Genomic DNA, 21,128 nt, shown 5'->3' with positions numbered 1-21,128 from the left:
TTTTAGGAACTACTAAAATTACTGACGAACGATCGTTTTGGTTTCTGCCGATTCAATTGCTGCTAAAATCACTTCTAATGATTTCTTGCCTTCTTCTCCACTAATTAACGGTTCTTTGTCGTTAACAATACAATCTACAAAGTTTTCAATTACGTGGGAATTAAATTGTCCACCATCATCATTTGATTGAATATGACCTAATTCATACTTCACAACTTCTCCATTTACATATTGTGCGATTAACGAAAATTCAGGATCATCTTCTATCCGTAAAATTCCCTTTTCCCCATAAATGACAGTAGAATTGTCCGACTCCGGCTGATATGCCCAGCTCGCTGTTAAGGTTCCGATTGCACCACTTTCTGTTTTCAATACACACACAGCGTTATCATCTACATCTGTGTTCTCTTTAGCATTTGTTTCAATAATGCCTGCTACTTCTACAAACTCTTCTCCTAATATATAACGCATTAAGTCAGCTTTATGAACACCAAGGTCACCCATTGCTCCAATAAAAGCTTGCTCTTTTTTAAAGAACCAACTAGACGCACCATCAACGCTCCACGATTCAGGACCATCATGACCAAATGTCGTGCGGAAGCTATTAATTTTTCCAATATCTCCATTTTCAATCAATGCTTTCGCCTTCATATGAGATGGTACTAAACGTTGGTTATGAGCAATCATTAATTTTTTATTATTTTCTTTTGCTGTTTTAATCATGTTTTCTGCTTCTTCTTTTGAAGTCGCCATTGGCTTTTCACATAATACATGAGCTCCCGCTTCTAATGCTGCAATAGTAACAGGTGCATGCAAATAGTTAGGAAGACAGACACTTACAGCATCTATTTTCTCTTCACTTAGAAGCGTTTTATAATCAGTATACACAGCCGCCTGGTATTGTTCTGCCATTGTTTCTGCTCGCTCTTTAACAAGATCACAAACTGCTACAATTTCAACTGAATCATTAAGCGCATATTCTGGTAAATGACGATGCTTAGCAATGCTTCCGCAACCGATAACTGCAACTTTTAATGTTTTCATAATGTAAATCCCCCTATTTTTATGCTTCAAATTTAGATTTTAAGTAATTTAAACTAATTTCAATGCTCTCAAATGGTGTGCGACGGGTTTGATCCTGTTCAACTACCCACCACTGTACACCGACATCTTTTCCAAGATTTAATATAGAATCAACATCTATACCACCTGTACCAAGCTCAGCGAAAAACTGTTCCTCATCCAACGTCATATCTTTCAAATGAACGAGTGGTGCTCTTTTTTTATAGCCTTCAACCCATTTTACTGGATGTTCCCCTGCTTTTTTGAGCCAATAAACATCTAGCTCTGTTTGAACATTGTTTGCACTTGTATCATCAAAAATAGTTTCAAGTGCAGTTCTACCATCAGACAAACGATCCAGTTCAAAATCATGATTATGATAACATAGGGTGATCCCTTCATTCCTGCACGTTTCACCCGTTTGCTCCAAGAAAGGAATAAGCGCTTTATATCCTTCCTCAGTTCTTTGTTCTGGTAGTATAAATGGACAAACAATATATTTACTACCTAATACTTTTTGATCTTGAATAACTTGGTCTAAATTGTTTTCTAACTGATCTAGAGGAACATGACTAGCTGCTGCTTGTAGGCCGTATTGATCTAGTAAACTTCTAACTTCTTTTGCAGTCAATCCACCATATCCAGCAAACTCTACACCATCAAAACCAATTTGCGCGACTTTTTTTAATGTGCCTGCAAAATCTTTTTCTGCCTCTTCACGTAACGTGAACATTTGAACTGCCACTGGTTTCTTATCCATTTAATGACCTCATTTCTATTTTCCTGAAATTTCTTCCAAAGCTTCAACATTCCCATACGTAGGTCTTGGCCTATCAGTAGGGCTAACCCACTTCACACCATTTTTAATAACCTTTTGAATTTCTTTATTATAATAAGTTGGATAGGTTTCATGTCCAGGACGGAAATAAAAAACTTTTCCATTTCCTCGATGATACGTTGCACCACTGCGGAATACTTCGCCACCTTCAAACCAACTTAAAAATATTAATTGATCAGGTGCTGGTATATCAAAATGTTCCCCGTACATTTCTTCTTTTTCTAATTCAATATATTCACCAAGTCCAGCTGTAATGGGATGACTTGGGTCTATTACCCACAAACGTTCTTTTTCATCTGCTTCTCTCCATTTCAAATCACAAGTAGTCCCCATTAACTTCTTAAAAATCTTTGAGAAGTGACCTGAATGTAAAACAACTAATCCCATTCCTTCTAAAACTCGTTTGTGTACTTTTTCAACAATTTCATCTTTAACCTCGTCATGTGCTTTATGCCCCCACCAAATAAGGACATCAGTTTGATTTAATACCTCGTCTGTAAGTCCATGTTCTGGTTCATCTAACGTGGCTGTTTTTACATCTTCTATATCTTCTTTTAAAAAGTCTGCAATGGCTCCATGAATTCCTTTAGGGTAAATATCTGATACGACTTGATTTGTTTTTTCATGACGGTTTTCATTCCATACAACAACTCGCATGTTAACTCCTCCTCTTTTTTTAAAATCTACTTTTTAAAATTCACACGTTCTTTTTTCTTACCAGATTCATAGACTGCTGCAATCATTTTTTGTGTTTTTAATGCATCTTCTCCTGAGATATCTGGCTTGGTGTTATCACGAAGCGCATCATAGAAGTTATTAATTTGTTTAACGTGACTTACTCCCCAATAACCTTTAGCACCAGAATCATAATGGAAAGTCTCTAATGGATTGTTGTCTGCAACAAACGCTCTACCATCATTTAATTTCACATCTGCTCTATCTGCTACCATCTTCGCAATACCCTTTTCACAATGGAGTTCAATTTCTACTGGAGCATCATATGTGTAATAATTTATTGCATGAAAAGCAGTAACAACACCGTTCTTATAAGCAACAACGCCTTCTGCAGCATCTTCTACTTCAATCGTTTCATGCGCACGGTTGCTGATCGTTGCATCTACATAGTTTATTTCACTATCTACAAACCAACGCATTAGATCCATGGTATGGATTGCCTGATCAATGATGACACCGCCACCTTCCATCTCCCAAGTACCTTTCCAATCACTATTTTGGTAATAAGCATCAGATCGATCCCAAGTAACCGATAACTTGCCGGACTTTATTGCACCTAATTCTCCGCTTTCTAACATTTCTTTAATAAGTATAGAACCTGGATTATAACGATTTTGGAAAATAACACCTAACATCACATTGTTTGCTTTCGCAGTTTCTACCATTTCAACTGCATCTTCATATTTAATCGACATTGGTTTCTCAGTTAAGATATCTATCTTTTGTTTTGCGGCCTCAATTGCCACCGGTGCATGTAAATGATGTGGTAAACATATGTGAATGACATCCAAATTTTCTTTTTTAAACATCTCATTATAATCTGTATAAGCGGCACATTCATGTTGCGCTGCCTTGGCATTCACCCGATCTTCCTTTAAATCACACACAGCAACTATCTTTGCATCTTCTCTATCCTTTACTGATTGTGCGTGCATCGGAAAAATATTACCGCATCCTATAATACCTACTCGTAATTGTGTCATTTACTCTTCCTCCTACGATTTATTTATAGCGCTTCCAAAGTATCTAATTTGCTTTTTCAATTTTCTATTTCAGAATATAACAGTTATTTAATTAACTGATTTAATCTTACCTCATCTGTTCCAAATTGAACATAAATGATATAATAAAAACATGCACTATTTTGCTATCAAAGGAATGATGTTAATGAAAATTGGACATTGTGGATACTCTTACCACGAAAATGGATACTTCGCTACACACAAGCACGGCTTTGACTCCTACCTACTACGCCTTCAAACAGAGGGAGAAGGGGAAGCAATTGTAAAAAACAAGCAGATTAATCTAGAAAAAGGGGACCTTTTACTTGTTGCACCTGGTGACTATTATCAATTATCAATAAAAGAAGGACAACCAAGTGGAGATTTCCACCTTATTGTTCAAGGGGATTGGGTGGATCAATGGTGGAAACGCTCCAAAAAACCAGGCACTGTCAGGATAGAATTAGACGACAAAATAATTTCAATTTGGCGTTACTTAGCGGCTGAAAAGAGAAGGCCTATATCTGATAAAAATGATGAAATAATGGAAAATCTAACACGAAGTCTTTTCTTGTTGATTGAACGAGCAATTGAAGATCGGGCTTCGTATGCACGTCCTTTTGTTGTTACAAAAATGATGCGCTATATTGAGGAGAATGCTACAACTGGCTTTACAGTAAATGACGTAGCTTCTTTCGTAGAATTAAGTGTTTCACGCTCTGTGCATTTATTTAAGCAATATCTTGATAAAACAATAATGGAATACGCGCAAGAAATTCGCTTAACTGCCGCTATAGATCAAATGAAATACACGATGATGACATTAGAACACATTGCAGAAAACTGTGGCTTTGGTGCTTATCCTTATTTTCACCGTGTCTTTAAAAAAGCATATGGTGTATCTCCTGGTGTTTATCGGAGAGGGGATTAAAGAAAGTACAGTTATATTCTTATCCTAGATAAAACCCCATCTTAAAATGAGATGGGGTTTAAAACAATGGGACTATTATTACATAAACAAAAACTTTGTGTCACCTTTTATTAAACAAAATACTTTTTCACCTCTCCATTTTCACCTATATAATCTATCACTGTTTTACTCGTTTTTAAATCAATAAATAATGAACAACTTTTCTCACCTTTTTCCCAACCAAGACGAACTTCATCCCTTGCTGCAGGTTGGAGTTTAAATTCACCATTAAAAGCAGGGTATTCATTTCTAAACCGAATAAGATTTAAAAGTCTTTGAACAACTTCTTTATTAAGAGCATTTTCTATTTCCTCAAGATTAAAGTTGTGTCTATTAATTTCCCGACCTTCGCCAGTTCTTTCAACAGCTTCTACATCATTCTTCCCTGCTAACAGACCGACATAATAGACTTGAGGAATGCCAGGCACGAAAAATTGAATTGCTCTAGCTGCTAAATACGCATCATCTTCACAATTTAATATTGAATAATAAGAGCCTCTAATCTGGTGAACATCAAATCCATCAGGCGCTTTATGTTCATCCGATAGAACAAGACTTAAATTTGAACCTCTTTTTACGCATACGTCTACTAATTCCCTAGCTTCTTTTGTATCGATCAGGTCATCCATATCTGGTTTAACTGGAATACCATCATGACAATCGAGCATTGTGAATTGTTTTTCTGGTCTATCCTTTAAATAGTCATAAAGGTTATCACTAGACTTGCTTACTATCGTATCAAGAACAGTATATGGTAGGATAAAATCGTATATCCAAAAACCGCGCTCTGCTAATTTATACTGTGTTGAATAATGGGAGTGTACTTCTGGCAACAACTCAATATCTAGTGAATCAGCTAATCCTTTAATCCAATCTAAAAATTGATAGATTTCAGGTTCCACAAAAAAGCAGCTTGTGCCTAATTTTTTAATTATATATCCAACTGCATCTAATCTTACAATCTTAATATTATTCTCACTGAAATTAACAAAGAATTCCGTTAGTAGTTCTTTAACTTTTTCCGAATGAACATCTAAATCAATTTGTTCGGACGGTTCCGCTTTACCAAATGTTGTCCATACAGTTTCCTTTTCTCCAGTCTCTTCTATTTGAAAAGTAGAATACGGTTTCTTTCTTCTTAAAAACATCTTATCAATGTCTTTCTGTATTGGTTTACCATCACCCCAAATCTTATCTAAAGTAAGAAACAAGTCAGCATATTCAGATTTGCGACCTTTTTCAAGAAAGTCCTGAAAATAACTTGACCGCATGGAGATATGATTAACCATTAAGTCAACTAAAATATCGAAGTTTTCCCCAATTTCTTTAATATCCGACCATGTTCCAAATTCCTCTTCTATTTCTAAATACGTTAAGGGGGCAAATCCCCTATCACCTGATGATGGAAAAGGCGGCAATATATGAATTCCACCTTTAAAAACATCTGGGAAATATTCTAAAAGAACCGTGTTTAAACCTTTTAAATTACCGGCTAATGAATCAGGATATGTTATCAGTTGAACTTGATTTTTCAGTGTCATCTCAACTTCCTCCTTCTATAGAATAGATTTCTTTTATTCTCTCAAGCCTTGGCAGTTCAACCACTGCACCTGTATACTTTAACTTATAAGCACTTACCGCAAACCCTAACTGTAATGCTTCTTTAATGGTATACCCCTCTATCACTCCAGCATAGAAACCAGACCAGAAAGCATCTCCCGCACCAGTAGTATCATTAACTTCTGTTGCTAACGTTTCAAATTTTACTGTTTCTTTACCGTTAGAAACAATTGCACCATCTTCTCCGAGTGTCAATATTACGAGCTGTGCTCCAAGTGTTAGGAATTTTTCAATATAATTTTCATGGCTGTCTTTTCCAAATAATCGTGCTGCATCATCTTCAGATGGCTTGACAATGTCAACTTTTTTTATAATAGACTTTATATATTCAGGACCGTCTTCTCCCTTCTCCCATAGCATAGGATGATAATTGGGATCAAAACAGATGATTAATTTATTAGCTCGCGCTACTTCTATACACTTTTCTATCGTTTGGCGTGATGGAGCTTTTGATAGTGGCCAACACGAAAAATGAACTACTTTAGAATTCTTTATTGCTTCTGTAAGTTTAGAACTATATTCCAAATGATAATCTGCACCACGATAAAATATAGGTTTTGGTGATGATTTACTCTTTGTAATTAACACCATACTCGTTGCATAATCAACCTCTTCAATACACGTTGTATCTATCTGAACTTCCTCTAATTGATTAATTAAAAATTTTCCAAGTCCATCCTTTCCAACAGCTGATACCACACTAGAATTAACTCCTAATCTTTTTGTGTTAATCGCAATATTAGCAGGTGATCCCCCAAAAAATCTATGATAAGTATTACTATCAAAGTTTTCATCGTAGTCAGCTGATATCATATCTACAAGAAGCTCTCCTATCGTCAAAATATCGTTATTTCTATTTAGAAATTCAATATTTTTATCAAAATTAAACATCATTTCACAGCCCCTTCTACTACTCTTGCAATGATTTGTTTTCATAGTCAGTTAATTATTGTATTCGTTTACATCGCAATAATAAAACAACAATATATATATGTCAAACGTTTTCATAAATATTATATTAAAGTTAGCATATAACTTTATTTAACTCATTAAAATTAAGTATTTGGATAGGGTAACGATTGACATATTATTCAGGTTGTTTTATATGTAAATTACGAAAAACTATGCTAATATAGCACTATTACAAATGAAGGAGCATTCCTATGGCAAGTATTAAAGATGTAGCAAAATTAGCAGGAGTTTCTGTCACAACAGTATCACGAGTGATGAATAATAGAGGATATATTGGAAGCAAGACACGTAAAAATGTAGAAAGTGCGATGAAAGAATTAGACTATCAACCAAATCAAATCGCACGCGCATTATTAAAAAATCAATCTCATGTAATCGGTGTCATCATCCCCAATTTGAGTCATCCTTTTTTTGCAGAATTGATGAGTTGGATAGAACAATATGCAAGCTCACAAAATTATAAATTATTAGTATGCAATTCATTACATGAAGCAGAAAAAGAGTTAAACTATATTAAAATGCTTAGACAAAATCGTGTTGACGGTATTATTATGTGTAGTCATACATTAGAAATTGAGGCCTATCAAAACGTCAACTTGCCAATTGTTTCTTTTGATAGGGTGCTGTCCTCCTCGATTCCTTATATTGCAAATGACAACTATACGGGCGGTGAGCTTGCAACAAATCACTTAATTGATCAGGGATGCAATAAATTGCTTCATATCTCAGGACCTTTACACTATGATTTGTTAGCAAACCGAAGAAGTGATGCATTTCAAATCACTTGCATGAAAAATAATATAGCATATGAAACAATTGAGGGAGCACATGTGAAAGCAACATTTGAAGAAAACTGGGATTTTATTCAGCAGAATATTGCTGATAAATTAAGTCAAGTCGATGGTATATTTTGTAGTAATGATATTTTTGCGTATACATTGTATGAGTATGCTAAGTCTGTCGGAATAAAAGTGCCCGAACAACTTAAGATTGTTGGATATGATTATCATAGTTTCACTAGAATGTTACAAACACCCAAACTCACCACCATTAAACAACCAATAAAAGAAATTGGAAATGCTTTAGCATCCAGTTTAATTGATCAAATTGAGAACGGCGTACATGATAATGGGAGTAATACCATTTTAGCTGTTGAATTGATAAAAGGAGAAACTACTTAATTCCTTAATTCAACGAAAGAATTGTTCTATAACCGTATGTTAATAACAAAATTTATCAAACTCCAACACAACATATTTCCTTTGCAAAAAGTTCTCTTTAAAAAATATCAAGCCTGTTTTAAAAAGGCTTGATATTTTTTATATTTTTTATAATTAGTTGATATTATTATTTTAACGCACCTTCTGCTACTCCTGCAATAATTTGTCTTTGAGCGAGGAAATAGCCGATGATGACAGGTATGATCGCAATCGTTAATCCCGCTAAGGCTAAGTGCCATTGTTTTGTGTATTGGCCAAAGAAATAGAACATTTTTAAGGGAATCGTTGCATTACTTTCACTTAACACAAGAGATGGTAAGAGATAATCATTCCAAATCCAGATAACATTTAAAATCCCTACTGTCATGGAAATTGGTTTTAATAACGGGAATATAATATGACGGAACGTTTGAAATTTGTTGGCTCCATCGATTGTTGCTGCTTCATCTAAAGAACGCGAAATTCCTGTCATCGCACCGTGATATAAGAAAATCGATAAACTTGATCCAAAACCTAAGTACATGAAGATCAGACCAAATCGATTTAACATTTCCACTTTACCAAATAAAGCAACCAACGGAATCATTACAGATTGGAATGGGATTAACATTGCCCCTACAAATAGTAGTAAGATCATTGCACTTAACTTACTTTTGTTTCGCGCTAATGCATAACCAGCCATCGAGGAAAAGAACACAATAACCGCAATACTAAGACCTGTGACAATTACTGAATTCAGTAACGAATTTATAAAGTCCAAATCAATAAACGCTTCAACAAAGTTTTTTGTTTGAAATCCTTCAGGTAAGCCCAAAACATCCGTGAAAATTTCTCTCTTCGATTTAAAAGCATTGACAAGCATTAAATAAAACGGGGAAATCCACACTAATCCAAGTAATAATGCTAGTATTTCGCCAATATATTTGTTTCGTTTACTTATCATTACATGTCAACCTCCCGTTTCTTGTTGTAATATACTTGTGTTAATGAAATAACTGCTACAATTATAAAGAAAATTACCGCTTTTGCTTGTCCATAGGCCATCTCATTCGCACCAAATGCCGTTTTTACAATGTTCATCGCCACCATTTGTGTTGATTCAAATGGTCCACCACCAGTTAATGATAAGTTTTGATCATACATTTTAAATGATGTGGATAACGTTAAGAACATACTTACAGTGAAAGCTGGTGCAACCAATGGAAATGTAATACTTTTAAATCGCTGAAAGCTATTTGCGCCATCAATTTTAGAGGACTCAATTAGTTCAGTCGGAATATTTTGCAAGTACGCAATGTAAATGATCATAATATAACCAGCCATTTGCCATACTGTTAAGATTACCAAGCCCCAGAAACCAGTTGTGGTAGTTGATAACCAACCTTGCAAGCCTTCTATACCTAGTAATTTTCCGGCATCATCAAACACACTTACGAAAATAAACTGCCAGATGAAACCTAGAATTAAACCACCAATCAGGTTGGGCATAAAGAAAACTGTCCGTAATAGATTAGAAGATTTTAATTTTCGTGTTACAAGTAAAGCTAGTGCTAAGCCAAAAAAGTTAAGTAAAAATACCGTTACTACCGAGAATTTAATCGTAAACCAAATGGAATTAAGAAAGCCCTCATCTTGTAGTAGTTTAATGTAATGGTCGAATCCGATAAATTTATTAGCTGTTAAGCCATTCCAATCTGTAAAGGAATAAATCGTTCCATATATTAATGGCACAATTACTACTAAGCCTAATCCTAATAAAACCGGGGTTAGAAATAACCAAAAGGCTAGATCACGATTTTTCATGTCAATCCCCTCCGCTATATTTATAATCTAATGGAGCGGCATAAACCACTCCATTAGATATTCTAGTTATTCTTGTCTTGCTTCTTCCCAATCTTCAATAGAATCTTCGACCACTTCGTCCCAAGTCTTTTCTCCAGCTAGATATTCTTGCATGTGGACCGCAAGATTGTTTACACTCCAACCTGTTGGATATCCTGAAAATGTCCAACCAATTGTCTTGCCTTCAGAAGCATAATCGTAAATACCTTTGGAAATAGGATCAACAATCTTAGAAGTATCGTAACCCTCATATGCAGGAATAAAATTGAAATCATTTAGTATAGTTTCTTTTCCAACCTCAGAAGTGTTTAAATAGTCTAGAAAGTCTTTTGCTGCTTGAACAACTTTTTCATCACTTTGCTTGTTAACTCCCCAATAACTTGGTACCCCTACAGGGATGCTTTGCTCATAACCTTCAACTGGCATCGGCATTATTCCTACATTATTTTCTGCAAACTCAGGATCCATCTCGTGAATAGCATTATACACCCAGTTACCTTGCTTAATCATGGCAACACGTTGAAGAGAAAACAATTCTTCTACTTGTTGAGAATAGTCAAGACTTAAAACAGGTTGGACAGAATACTTAGCTTGTAAATCTAGGAAACGTTTCATCTCGTCACCTTTTTCAAATGTAACAGTATCAGCATTATAAGCTGTTATTGCATTGTTGTTGAACTCAGGTGCTAAGTATGTGTTTGCCAAATGCATACCTATAACCCATGTCTCCTTCGCAGCAAGGGCGAATACAGCGTCTATGTTTAAGTCTTCTTTTTGACTATCTAATTTGGTAACAGCTTTTTCTAGATCCTCATGTGTGATAATTTCATCAGGATTAATTCCCGCCTGTTCGAATAACGCTTTATTATAAAGTAGCCCATATCCCTCCTGGTTATATGGCAAACCTAAAACTTCTTCGCCATCTGTAACACCATCTAATGTACCTTTAAGCGCAGCTTTAGCAGAATCAGTATCAGACAGATCCGCAAGATATGTTCTATACTGTTCAACTTCAGCAGGTCCCCCTACACTAAAAATATCAGGTTCATCATTAGAAGAAAAAACTGATTTTAAAGCTTGAGCGTAATCAGTACCTCCTCCAACAGCTTTGAAGTTTATAGTCACATTAGGGTTTTCTTCCTCATACTTTTCAACAAGTTCATCGAATTCATCCTTAAACTCTACCTTTGACTGAAACACATCCACTACAACCTCTTCATCCGCGCTATTGTTAGAACCATTAGAATCATTAGAACCATTAACATCTGATGACGAACAGCCTGAAGCAAATAGAAAAGCCGATGCCACTAATACTAAACCAGTTTTTGAAAAAAGCTTTTTTCTTTTCATAATTTTTCCCCTTTTCCTTTTTAGTTTCAGATTATTAGCGCTTATTACAGCGTCAGCAATCTCATGTTGAAGCGCTTACAAATCTATTTATTAAAAAATTGTTATTTTAATTGATAACAATTTTTTAAACAAACATTAATTACTTACGTAAACGTTTAACTAAGTCAAAGAGTAACACACTACCAAAAACAAAACAATACTTTTTTAGAATTTAATTTAAAAATAAATCGTAATACACATACATGAATCTTTGTTTTACGCAGTTCTTAAAGAAATTAAATTAGGTATTAACCTTCTTAAGAAAAGACTTGTAAAGCATATTGACTCTCTAAAAGGAATCTTATTTTTTCTCACAATAACGACTTTTCATTGCAAAAACATGAACAAAAGTAGATTTATTCAGTAAACGTTTACTGATAAAAACAAGACAAAAAGACCTAGTCCCTCATATCAGACTAAGTCCACAAGTAACTCAATTAAGAAAAGCGCTATTTTTTCTTGAAGTCTTTTAAAGAATGTACACTCTTTCTTTCAATGATTTGATGAGGCATGATACAACTTGGTGTGATCATTTTTGACTCTTGCATTTCAAATAACATTTGAGCTGCCTTCGCTCCCATATCATTCAATGGCTGAGAAACAGATGTCAATGGAGGATGAGACATTTCAGCTAAACGTAGATTATCGTAGCCTATAACCGATATATCCTCTGGAACCCTTTTGTTATATTGATATGCAACAGATATAGCACCAAGCGCCAATTCATCACTTGCCGCGAATACAGCAGTTAAATCTGGCGCCCTTTCCATAAGTGTTTTCATCCCTTGTATGCCGTCTTCAAATAAAAAGTCATCATTGAAAACCATATTGTTCTCATTAACTGCTATGTTATGATCTATTAGAGCTGCTTTATACCCCTCAGCTCTTTGAACACTTGTTAATACATCATCTTCACTTCCACTAATTAGCCCAATATTTCTATGGCCGTTATCGATCAAGTATTTTGTCGCTGTGTAACCGCCAGCTCGGTCATTCACTCTCACATAAGGAACCTGATATTTATCTGATTCTGAACACAAAAGAACCATTGGAATACTCATAGATTCTACATAACTATAGTACTCTTCTGTAAGTTCAGCACTAATAAAGATAATACCGTCTACTCTTTTTTCGTTCAACATTTGTAGGTACTTCATTGTTTTAACACCTTGGAATTCAGTGTAGCATACAATAACATTTGATCCAACTTCATGAGTAACCTGTTCAATTCCGCTTAGTAATTCAGTTGCGAAAGTCCCAGTTAAGCTTGGTACCAGCACGCCCACAGTATGTGTTTTATTATTGATCAGCCCACGTGCAATAGCGTTAGGATGATACCCTAATTCCTCAATCACTCTAAGTACCATTTCCTTTGTATCTTCTGAATAGCCATCCTTTTCATTTAAGATTCTTGATACTGTAGCAATTGACACATTAGCTCTTTTAGCTACATCTTTGATAGTGTGTTTCATTATTTCATCCTCCAAGAGAACGTTTACAAATATACTATAACTTAATAGCTATATTTTATTTCTTCAGTTCTTTTAAGATTGTTAAGTTCTTTTAGAGTATAATTTAATTAAAATATCAAATCAAGAGTTATAACCTCTAAATGATTTTTGAACTACCCACCACTTACCAGCCTCTTTACCATTGAACTATGCCCTTCAAGCGCTTGAAGATGGTGTTTCCTCAACTATTTTAGATAAAATACTCACCAATATATATTATTTTTCTAATCTATTAATATGTAGTATATTCACCTCATATCTGCGATAGATTCTTTAATATTTTGAAAAATTTCATTGATTAAAATTCGGTTTAACATGACATCATTGTTAAGCCGTGTGCGTTACGCACAACGAAAAAAGATAGAACTTATAAGTTCTATCTTTTATTCCAAGCTAATTCAATTGATAAACCCTTGCTTCATAAGGACGTAATTCTAAAGGATTAAAATCATCTTCTGTAACCTTATAATTACTCAATCTTAGCATGCGCATCTTATTTTTCAACTGCTTTGGCAGCGTCATAACCGTTTGTTCATCGAATAAATTTACCACAATAAGAAACGTTTCATCGTCCTCAGTTCTTGTGTAAGCATATACTTGATCATGGTCTGCTGCAACTAATTCATAACTACCATAAATTAAAGCGTCACTTGACCCACGTAGTGCAATTAGCTTTTTATAATAATGGTAGATTGAGTTTGGATCTTGCAAGTTATTCTCTACATTGATATCGGGATAATTAGGATTCACCTTAATCCATGGTGTGCCCGTTGTAAAGCCGGCATTAACATCACTTGACCATTGCATTGGTGTACGCGAATTATCTCGCCCGTTCTTCCAAATCACTTCCATAACCTCATCGTGTGTTTTGCCTTCTGCACGCTCTTTTTTATACAGATTTTTAATCGCTACATCATTATAGTCATCAATGGAATCGAACTGAACATTCGTCATACCAATTTCTTGCCCTTGATAAATAAAAGGTGTACCTTGCATCAAGAAATAAAAGGTAGCTAATGCTTTTGCAGAAGTAATACGTAAATCTGTATCATTTCCCCATGTAGATACTGATCGTGCTTGGTCATGATTTTCTAAGAACAATGCGTTCCAACCTACACCATCTAATCCCTTTTGCCATTTCGTTAAAATTTCTTTTAATGCATGGATATCGATTCTCTTTGTTGTATCTTTACCCCAAAGATCTAAATGTTCGAATTGGAAAATCATATCAAAATAGCCATTTTCCTCGCCAATCCATTGTTCAGCTTCTTCGACACGCACACCATTTGCTTCCCCAACAGTCATAATGTCGTAATTATGCAATGTCTTTTTAGCAAATTCACTTAAGAATATATCAATTCCTGGCTGATTCATATGTCTTTCGAAGGATGGTACGTATTTTAGTTTTTTCGGATTTGGCATATCTGGATAACCTTCTGCTTTTTTTATGTGTGAAATTGCATCAATTCTGAATCCATCAATCCCTTTATCTAACCACCAGTTAACCATGTTATATAATTCCTTGCGAACAGTTGGATTTTCCCAATTTAAATCAGGTTGCTTTCGAGAAAATACGTGCATATAATATTCGTCTGTTTTTTCATCGTATTCCCAAACCGAACCACTAAAAATTGACTCCCAGTTATTTGGCTCTTTACCATCTTTTCCGGGGTGCCACATATAATAATCACGATATGGATTATCTTTTGAAGAGCGTGATTCAATAAACCATGGATGCTCATCAGAGGTATGGTTAATTACTAGGTCCATTATGATTTTCATACCACGTTTATGTGTCTCTTCTAACAGTTGATCAAAGTCTTCCATTGTTCCAAACTCATCCATTATACCCTGATAATCACTAATATCATAACCATTATCGTCATTCGGTGATTGATAAATTGGACTCATCCATATCACATCAATCCCTAAGTCTTTCAAATAATCAAGTTTCTGAATTGCTCCTTGAATATCACCAATACCATCACCATTTGAATCCATAAAACTTCTCGGATAAATCTGATAGGCTACCGCTTCTTTCCACCATTTCTTAGTCATGATTGTTCCTCCTGAAATTGTTTATCTTAAGTTGTATACTCGTGCTTCATAAGGTTTTAATTCTACACTGTCTATTTCTTCAGTTTCATCCACATTATAGTTTGCTATTAGCAACGTTTTATCAACAAACTCCAAATGATTTGGAAGATTGAAACTTACTAAATCACTAGAAAAATTACAGATGACAAGAAGTGTGTCTTCTTTCCATTTGCGGGTATAGGCATAGATTTGTTGATCATCTTTTGCTAGTAACTCATATTTTCCATGTACAATAACCGGATATCTTTTTCGCAGTGCAATTAATTTTTGGTAATAATAGAAGATTGAATCCGGATCAGCTAATGCCTCTTCGACGTTAATCGCTTTATAATTTGGATTAACCGGAATCCATGGCTCACCTTCTGTGAACCCAGCATTTGCTCGGCTAGACCATTGTACTGGTGTGCGCGCATTGTCACGGCCACGTTTATGAATTGCTTGCATTATTTCTTCTTCTGTCAGTAGATTTTTTTCAGTATAGTCTCGGAATGCATTTAAGGTCTCGATATCTCGATAATCATCAATTGATTCGAATGCAACATTAGTCATTCCAATTTCTTCCCCTTGATAGATATACGGTGTGCCTTTTAACATATGCAAACAAGTAGCCAACATTTTACCTGAGAGAACACGATACGCTTCTGAATCATCTGCAAAACGTGAGATTGCTCTTGGCTGGTCATGATTACTCCAATATAAACTATTCCAGCCATCCTCTTCTAAACCTTCCTGCCAACGAGAAAAAATGGTTTTTAATTCTGTTAGATTCCAATGCTCTGGTGTCCATTTACCATATTTACCATTACCGATATCAACATGCTCAAAATGAAAGACCATATTTAATTCCTTACGATTTTCTCCCGTATATAGTTTAGCTTGCTCGGCATTTACACCAGGCATCTCACCGACGGTAATCGTATCGTACTTGCTGAGTACTTGTTGATTCATTTCCTGCAAAAACTCATGTATTCGTGGCCCGTTAAGATAATAAGGCGAACCATCACCATAGCCTGTGTCTTGGATTTCTCCATTTGGAAAACGTTGATCTTTTGAAATCATATTAATAACATCCATCCGAAAACCATCTACACCTTTATCCAACCAAAAGGTCATCATATTGTATACATCATCTCGAACTTTTGGGTTTTCCCAATTTAGGTCAGGTTGTTTCTTACTAAATAAATGAAGATAGTATTCACCTGTGTTATCATCATATTGCCATGCACTTCCACCAAAAGCCGCACCCCAATTTGTTGGTGGAGAACCATCTTCATTCGGCTGTTTCCATATATAATAATCACGATAAGCATTATCTTTAGAAGAGCGTGATTCTATAAACCAACTGTGTTCATCTGAAGTATGATTTACAACAAGATCCATCATTATTTTTATATTGCGCTTATGCGCCTCTTGTAACATCTCATCAAAATCTTTCATTGTTCCAAACTCACTTATAATTGCACGATAATTACTAATATCATAGCCATTATCATCATTTGGTGATTCATATACAGGAGATAACCAAATTACCTCGATTCCTAGTTTAGCAAGGTAATCAAGTTTCTCTGTAATACCTTTTATATCACCAATACCATCTTGATTACTGTCATTAAAACTTCTTGGGTAAATTTGATATACTACCGCTTCTTTCCACCATTGTTTTGTCATAACATTCACTCCTATAACACAAATATATGTTCCCACTTTAAACCGACGTATGTTAACGCCTTCCTTACTCTCTTGTTGATCATAATAAGATCATAATCTACTGATAATTTTTTGACCTTTATGTAACATATCTACTTTATATCCATATTTCAGCTGAGCCATAGCAAACAGCTGTCATTTCACCAGATAGTCTAGACTATATTATCTTTCCAACATTGTTAATTAACTAACCTCATATATAAACGGTAAAATGCAGAAAATGATACAAATGCAATCAGACTAGCTGTAAAAAATAACAGTAAGAATAAGAAGCTATTTATACTTACATACAGAATAACTAAACTAGTTAGTAATATTGCAAAAAACAACATAGGACTACCTAACGTTAACGAAAGGGTATTTTTAAATACCTGACGTAACGTAATATTATAATGGACAAGTACTGAGAAAAAAATGATTGTATAAACATATAAAACAACTACGAATAAAAGAAACATAAAAAATAAAATAACATTTGATTGTTGAAAATAATAGAAATCAACAATTAGAACTGTCCAAACAATTGTTAGTACAAAACCACCTATAAAACTCTGTTTATAGTTAATTCGATAATGCTTCCAGTAAGAACGGATGAGTGATTTTTGTTCTTTTATAAGTATCCAATCTCTAACCATCGCAAACATTGCTGCCGTTGCAGGAGATACCAAGAATGGAGATAAAATTACTGTTACAATAAAAACCATGATCATTGAGAGGTTATCTGAATAAATTGCACTTAATAGAAGAAGAACAACCGGTAAATTAAAGGTTAACCATAACAGATTTACAACGGAAAATCGCATGATCCACTCCGTTGTTTTTAATAAACCATTTGTCATTGTATTCATAGCTATCTACTCCTTTAATCACCTGATCTAAATCTTAAGAATTCTATTTATGCAACGGGACAGCAAGCGTTTGCACCATATCACAAAAAAATCACTCTACTTTTTTGTAGGGTTGAGTCGACTCACGCTTCCTAATTTTTGTTGGAATAATGACACTTTTCGTATGTGTTGATCTTTCTTTTATCTCTTCAATTATACAACGTGCCGCCTCATAACCAAGTTGAAAAATATTCGTATCAACTGATGTTAAAGTTGGATTCATTAGTTCTGCAACTATTGTATTATTAAAGCTAATCAAACTGATATCTCTTGGAACCTCTATGTTTTTTTCTCGTAATACCGACATAATATGCAAAGAAGCTAAGTCATCTGACCCAAGAATTGCAGTCGGTTGAACGGGTAACGCTAATAATTCATCCAAGATAGTTTTGATACAGTCCATGTTTGTTGATTGTTTAATAAAAGCATCGTTTATTGGTATATTATTACTTTCTAACACTTCACGATAACCTTTTAATCTTGAATCAGTAATCTCAAACTCTCTGTCTCCTAGAATAATTGCTATCTCTTGATGACCTAACTGTATAAGATGTTCTGTAGCATCTTTAGCCGCTTGTACATTATCATTATTCACAAACATTATTTCATCTGTGTGAACTACTGGTTTCCCAACAACCACAAATGGTATCCCGCATTTCAACAGATATGGAACCACCTTATCATTCTCTTTAGAGTAAGTAACAATCATACCATCAACGCGCTTGCCTTGTACCATCTTTTCAACATCACGAAAAATCGCTTCTTCCGTCTCACCGGTAGTAATGCTAATACTGAAATCCCGTTTATGTGCATAGGAGCTTATCCCTTGCAATGCTACTGGAAAAAACGGATCATGTAAGGATTCAATCGTTGAATCTTTCATTACAATACCGATATTTTGTGTTGACTGCTGCACTAAGACACGTGCATTTAAGTTAATATGGTATCCCATTTCTTCCATTACTTTACGGACTTTACGCTTGGTTCTGTCACTTATATTCGGACTGTCTGAAATAACACGTGAAACGGTTGAAGTTGCCACATTTGCTTGTTTCGCTACATCTTTAATTGTGACCGCCATCTGTACACCCACTTTACTACTAATGTACTTATTTTAAAGCACCTTCTGATACTACTAAGTGCCATCGAGAGAACACTTAACAATTTATTTTTTAGTAACCTTATGTCAGCAACCACTATTTCGATTTTTAGCAAACGTTTGCACTAAAACAATAACACATGTTTTTAGGGTGTGCAACAAATTTCCCATAAAAGAAATCAATAAATTGAGTAATAACACGTTTGAATAGTTTCATAAAAAACTAGACCTAATTCTTTCAATTTACAATTCATGATAGACTATAAAGCAAACGTGTGCATAAAATACTATATTAAATTAAGAGTAAAAAAGATTCCCCTAATGATTGTTCTCTCTTCTTTTTGGGTATATATAATTTCATACAAATGAAGGCAGGTTTTTAATATGAAACAAAAAAACATATATGATCTAATTGGCATCGGTATTGGTCCATATAACTTAGGTTTAGCGGCATTAATAGATGAGCAAGACATTTTGGATGCTATTTTTTTCGAGCAAAACGCTACTTTTCAGTGGCATCCAGGTATGCTGATTGAAAGAACAGATCTACAAGTCCCCTTTTTAGCCGACCTTGTGACGCTTGCTAATCCAAAAAGTCATTATTCTTTTTTGAATTATTTACACACGCAAAATCGTCTTTATCCATTTTATTTCTTTCATCGGTTCGAAATACCACGTAAAGAATACGACGCATATGCGCGATGGGTAATCGAGCAACTTTCAAGTTGTCATCTCAAATCTGAAGTAGTTGATGTAATTGATCATCAAGACCATTTTGAAGTAAAAGTGAAACATTGGGATAAGGATGAAGTCAAGAGCTACCTAGCAAAGCATGTTGTAATGGGAACTGGAAGCAAACCTGCTACACCAAGTGGAACAAACGGATTACCTTTAGAAGATATCCATCATACCAGTCAATATCTATTCCACAAAGAAAGAACTCAAAAGGCGAAATCAATTACGATTATTGGATCTGGGCAAAGTGCTGCAGAAGTTTTTTATGACTTATTAAAGGAACAAGATTATTATGATTACCATCTTACATGGTTAACAAGGTCTACTGGACTTCTCCAATTAGATGCATCAAAAATTGGCCAAGAAGTTTTTTCTCCAGATTATGTTGATTACTTTCATGACTTACCATTTGACCAACGTATTGAAGCATTGGATAAACTAGGACAGCTACGAAAAGGTATTGATGCAATTACATTACATAAGATTTATGAATGGTTATATCACAAATCGGTTGATGGCAATAAATTAGAGATAACCATTCAACCGTTAACAGAATTAAATAATATTGAACGAAAGGACACTGATTACCAACTTGTCTGCAACCAATGGCAAGAAGGAAGTACATTCACGTTCACTAGTGAAAAAGTTATTTTGGCAACAGGTTACAAACCTAATATTCCTGACTGGTTTTTGGAGCGATTTAGCAAAAGAATAGCTTGGGAAGATGAAAAACGTTATCAAGTAACACGGGATTATCGCCTTGTTTTTCATGAAGAAGTGGATCGAAGCAATCATTTTTTCACACTAACTAACCTTGAACATTCACATGGTAGTGGTGCTACCAATCTTGCACTGGCAGTAGATCGTAATGTTCATATCATCAACAAAATTGCAGGGCAAGAAATTTATCGTGCCAAACAAGATACCCTATTCACACAATTTACGAAAAAATAGATGTGCGAATTTTGCACATCTATTTTTATGCAGATTGTTTTTTACTACGATTATACTTCCACATCATATAGCGATAGCGAACTGTACATCCAATACAGTACCCCATTAATGCTATACCCGCCGCTAAGACAACCATGACACTAAAGATGTATCCAATTATATCTATACCTAAGGCAAAAAATAATAACGCCACACCTAAGCAAATCGTCGCAATCCATTGGTTAAAGATTTGCTGTGCTTTATCTTCTTCTTTGTAGGTATTCAGAGGTTTTCTTAAAATCTGTTTCCCTAATATGATAATAGGATTCTTTTTAGTGATTACTGTATATACGCCAATGATAAATGGGATCAATAATAATGATTTTGCAAAAATTAATCCAATCACAACCGTTAAAACGATAAAGGTCTGATTTAGTTGAACTAATGGTTTTGGAATAGTATTCATTAAATGCATCTCCTTATAAAACTTATTATACACACTTGTTTAAT

Annotated in this window: 18 protein-coding genes; 3 read left to right on the top strand and 15 right to left on the bottom strand. The window is 34.7% G+C overall.

Going from position 1 to position 21,128, the window contains the following annotated elements:
- Positions 1-18: 18 nt before the first annotated feature.
- From D2K40_RS02840 to D2K40_RS02825, 4 genes are read right to left on the bottom strand one after another with little or no spacing between them, the layout of a single operon-like run.
- On the bottom strand, positions 19-1,044 hold the full coding sequence (locus tag D2K40_RS02840; RefSeq protein WP_117152791.1) for a Gfo/Idh/MocA family protein: 1,026 nt from the start codon (positions 1,042-1,044) through the stop codon (positions 19-21).
- 19 nt (positions 1,045-1,063) lie between these two features.
- Positions 1,064-1,822, bottom strand: a complete 759-nt coding sequence (locus tag D2K40_RS02835) for a sugar phosphate isomerase/epimerase family protein (protein WP_117152789.1) — start codon at positions 1,820-1,822, stop codon at positions 1,064-1,066.
- Positions 1,823-1,837: 15 nt separating this feature from the next.
- Positions 1,838-2,557, bottom strand: a complete 720-nt coding sequence (locus tag D2K40_RS02830; RefSeq protein ID WP_117152788.1) for a ThuA domain-containing protein — start codon at positions 2,555-2,557, stop codon at positions 1,838-1,840.
- 26 nt (positions 2,558-2,583) lie between these two features.
- Positions 2,584-3,618: a Gfo/Idh/MocA family protein gene (locus tag D2K40_RS02825; RefSeq protein WP_117152786.1), complete on the bottom strand. Its 1,035-nt coding sequence runs from the start codon at positions 3,616-3,618 to the stop codon at positions 2,584-2,586.
- Between the two features lie 184 nt (positions 3,619-3,802).
- Between D2K40_RS02825 and D2K40_RS02820 the strand changes: the two genes are divergently transcribed.
- Entirely contained in the window at positions 3,803-4,567 is a 765-nt protein-coding gene (locus D2K40_RS02820) for an AraC family transcriptional regulator (protein ID WP_117152784.1), read from the top strand.
- 110 nt (positions 4,568-4,677) lie between these two features.
- On the opposite strand, the gene gtfA is transcribed toward D2K40_RS02820, so the two are convergent.
- Both gtfA and D2K40_RS02810 read right to left on the bottom strand, forming a co-directional pair.
- Positions 4,678-6,147: a sucrose phosphorylase gene (gtfA, locus tag D2K40_RS02815; RefSeq protein WP_117152782.1), complete on the bottom strand. Its 1,470-nt coding sequence runs from the start codon at positions 6,145-6,147 to the stop codon at positions 4,678-4,680.
- 1 nt (position 6,148) lies between these two features.
- The gene (locus tag D2K40_RS02810; RefSeq protein ID WP_117153109.1) at positions 6,149-7,117 is read right to left on the bottom strand and encodes a carbohydrate kinase family protein; all 969 of its coding nucleotides are present in this window, start codon (positions 7,115-7,117) and stop codon (positions 6,149-6,151) included.
- Positions 7,118-7,389: 272 nt separating this feature from the next.
- Between D2K40_RS02810 and D2K40_RS02805 the strand changes: the two genes are divergently transcribed.
- Positions 7,390-8,379, top strand: coding sequence for a LacI family DNA-binding transcriptional regulator (locus D2K40_RS02805; RefSeq protein ID WP_117152780.1), 990 nt, complete (start codon positions 7,390-7,392; stop codon positions 8,377-8,379).
- A gap of 166 nt (positions 8,380-8,545) precedes the next feature.
- On the opposite strand, the gene D2K40_RS02800 is transcribed toward D2K40_RS02805, so the two are convergent.
- The 8 genes from D2K40_RS02800 to D2K40_RS02765 all read right to left on the bottom strand — a co-directional run bounded on the left by D2K40_RS02800 (position 8,546) and on the right by D2K40_RS02765 (position 18,932).
- Positions 8,546-9,361, bottom strand: coding sequence for a carbohydrate ABC transporter permease (locus D2K40_RS02800; protein ID WP_117152778.1), 816 nt, complete (start codon positions 9,359-9,361; stop codon positions 8,546-8,548).
- Complete coding sequence (locus D2K40_RS02795) at positions 9,361-10,221, bottom strand: carbohydrate ABC transporter permease (protein WP_117152776.1); 861 nt, start codon at positions 10,219-10,221, stop codon at positions 9,361-9,363. Before D2K40_RS02795 ends, D2K40_RS02800 begins: the two co-directional genes overlap by 1 nt.
- Positions 10,222-10,287: 66 nt before the next feature.
- Positions 10,288-11,610, bottom strand: a complete 1,323-nt coding sequence (locus D2K40_RS02790; RefSeq protein WP_117152774.1) for an ABC transporter substrate-binding protein — start codon at positions 11,608-11,610, stop codon at positions 10,288-10,290.
- Between the two features lie 488 nt (positions 11,611-12,098).
- On the bottom strand, positions 12,099-13,121 hold the full coding sequence (locus D2K40_RS02785; protein WP_117152772.1) for a LacI family DNA-binding transcriptional regulator: 1,023 nt from the start codon (positions 13,119-13,121) through the stop codon (positions 12,099-12,101).
- 432 nt (positions 13,122-13,553) lie between these two features.
- Positions 13,554-15,218 (bottom strand): glycoside hydrolase family 13 protein, encoded by a 1,665-nt coding sequence (locus tag D2K40_RS02780; RefSeq protein ID WP_117152770.1) that lies wholly within the window; start codon positions 15,216-15,218, stop codon positions 13,554-13,556.
- Positions 15,219-15,239: 21 nt separating this feature from the next.
- Complete coding sequence (locus D2K40_RS02775; protein WP_117152768.1) at positions 15,240-16,925, bottom strand: glycoside hydrolase family 13 protein; 1,686 nt, start codon at positions 16,923-16,925, stop codon at positions 15,240-15,242.
- A 218-nt stretch (positions 16,926-17,143) separates the two neighbouring features.
- A complete protein-coding gene (locus D2K40_RS02770) occupies positions 17,144-17,812 on the bottom strand; it encodes a YesL family protein (RefSeq protein ID WP_117152766.1) in 669 nt (222 codons plus the stop codon).
- 91 nt (positions 17,813-17,903) lie between these two features.
- Complete coding sequence (locus D2K40_RS02765) at positions 17,904-18,932, bottom strand: LacI family DNA-binding transcriptional regulator (protein WP_117152764.1); 1,029 nt, start codon at positions 18,930-18,932, stop codon at positions 17,904-17,906.
- Between the two features lie 402 nt (positions 18,933-19,334).
- Here D2K40_RS02765 and D2K40_RS02760 point away from each other — a divergent pair, with 402 nt between their 5' ends.
- On the top strand, positions 19,335-20,639 hold the full coding sequence (locus D2K40_RS02760) for a lysine N(6)-hydroxylase/L-ornithine N(5)-oxygenase family protein (RefSeq protein WP_117152762.1): 1,305 nt from the start codon (positions 19,335-19,337) through the stop codon (positions 20,637-20,639).
- 25 nt (positions 20,640-20,664) lie between these two features.
- Here D2K40_RS02760 and D2K40_RS02755 read toward each other — a convergent pair whose 3' ends face one another.
- A complete protein-coding gene (locus D2K40_RS02755) occupies positions 20,665-21,084 on the bottom strand; it encodes a DUF4395 domain-containing protein (protein WP_117152760.1) in 420 nt (139 codons plus the stop codon).
- Positions 21,085-21,128 lie beyond the last annotated feature (44 nt).

Source organism: Paraliobacillus quinghaiensis (genome assembly GCF_003426025.1).
GTDB classification, from domain to species: domain Bacteria; phylum Bacillota; class Bacilli; order Bacillales; family Amphibacillaceae; genus Paraliobacillus_A; species Paraliobacillus_A quinghaiensis.
This window is presented reverse-complemented; position numbering and strand designations above follow the sequence as displayed.

Coding starts and splice junctions, on each gene's coding strand:
- D2K40_RS02785 (WP_117152772.1), bottom strand. CDS start 13,121: ATGAAACACACTATCAAAGATGTAGCTAAAAGAGCTAATGTGTCAATT.
- D2K40_RS02835 (WP_117152789.1), bottom strand. CDS start 1,822: ATGGATAAGAAACCAGTGGCAGTTCAAATGTTCACGTTACGTGAAGAG.
- D2K40_RS02765 (WP_117152764.1), bottom strand. CDS start 18,932: ATGGCGGTCACAATTAAAGATGTAGCGAAACAAGCAAATGTGGCAACT.
- D2K40_RS02840 (WP_117152791.1), bottom strand. CDS start 1,044: ATGAAAACATTAAAAGTTGCAGTTATCGGTTGCGGAAGCATTGCTAAG.
- D2K40_RS02830 (WP_117152788.1), bottom strand. CDS start 2,557: ATGCGAGTTGTTGTATGGAATGAAAACCGTCATGAAAAAACAAATCAA.
- D2K40_RS02810 (WP_117153109.1), bottom strand. CDS start 7,117: ATGTTTAATTTTGATAAAAATATTGAATTTCTAAATAGAAATAACGAT.
- D2K40_RS02820 (WP_117152784.1), top strand. CDS start 3,803: ATGAAAATTGGACATTGTGGATACTCTTACCACGAAAATGGATACTTC.
- D2K40_RS02755 (WP_117152760.1), bottom strand. CDS start 21,084: ATGAATACTATTCCAAAACCATTAGTTCAACTAAATCAGACCTTTATC.
- D2K40_RS02760 (WP_117152762.1), top strand. CDS start 19,335: ATGAAACAAAAAAACATATATGATCTAATTGGCATCGGTATTGGTCCA.
- D2K40_RS02790 (WP_117152774.1), bottom strand. CDS start 11,610: ATGAAAAGAAAAAAGCTTTTTTCAAAAACTGGTTTAGTATTAGTGGCA.
- D2K40_RS02825 (WP_117152786.1), bottom strand. CDS start 3,618: ATGACACAATTACGAGTAGGTATTATAGGATGCGGTAATATTTTTCCG.
- D2K40_RS02770 (WP_117152766.1), bottom strand. CDS start 17,812: ATGAATACAATGACAAATGGTTTATTAAAAACAACGGAGTGGATCATG.
- D2K40_RS02780 (WP_117152770.1), bottom strand. CDS start 15,218: ATGACTAAGAAATGGTGGAAAGAAGCGGTAGCCTATCAGATTTATCCG.
- D2K40_RS02775 (WP_117152768.1), bottom strand. CDS start 16,925: ATGACAAAACAATGGTGGAAAGAAGCGGTAGTATATCAAATTTACCCA.
- D2K40_RS02805 (WP_117152780.1), top strand. CDS start 7,390: ATGGCAAGTATTAAAGATGTAGCAAAATTAGCAGGAGTTTCTGTCACA.
- D2K40_RS02795 (WP_117152776.1), bottom strand. CDS start 10,221: ATGAAAAATCGTGATCTAGCCTTTTGGTTATTTCTAACCCCGGTTTTA.
- gtfA (WP_117152782.1), bottom strand. CDS start 6,147: ATGACACTGAAAAATCAAGTTCAACTGATAACATATCCTGATTCATTA.
- D2K40_RS02800 (WP_117152778.1), bottom strand. CDS start 9,361: ATGATAAGTAAACGAAACAAATATATTGGCGAAATACTAGCATTATTA.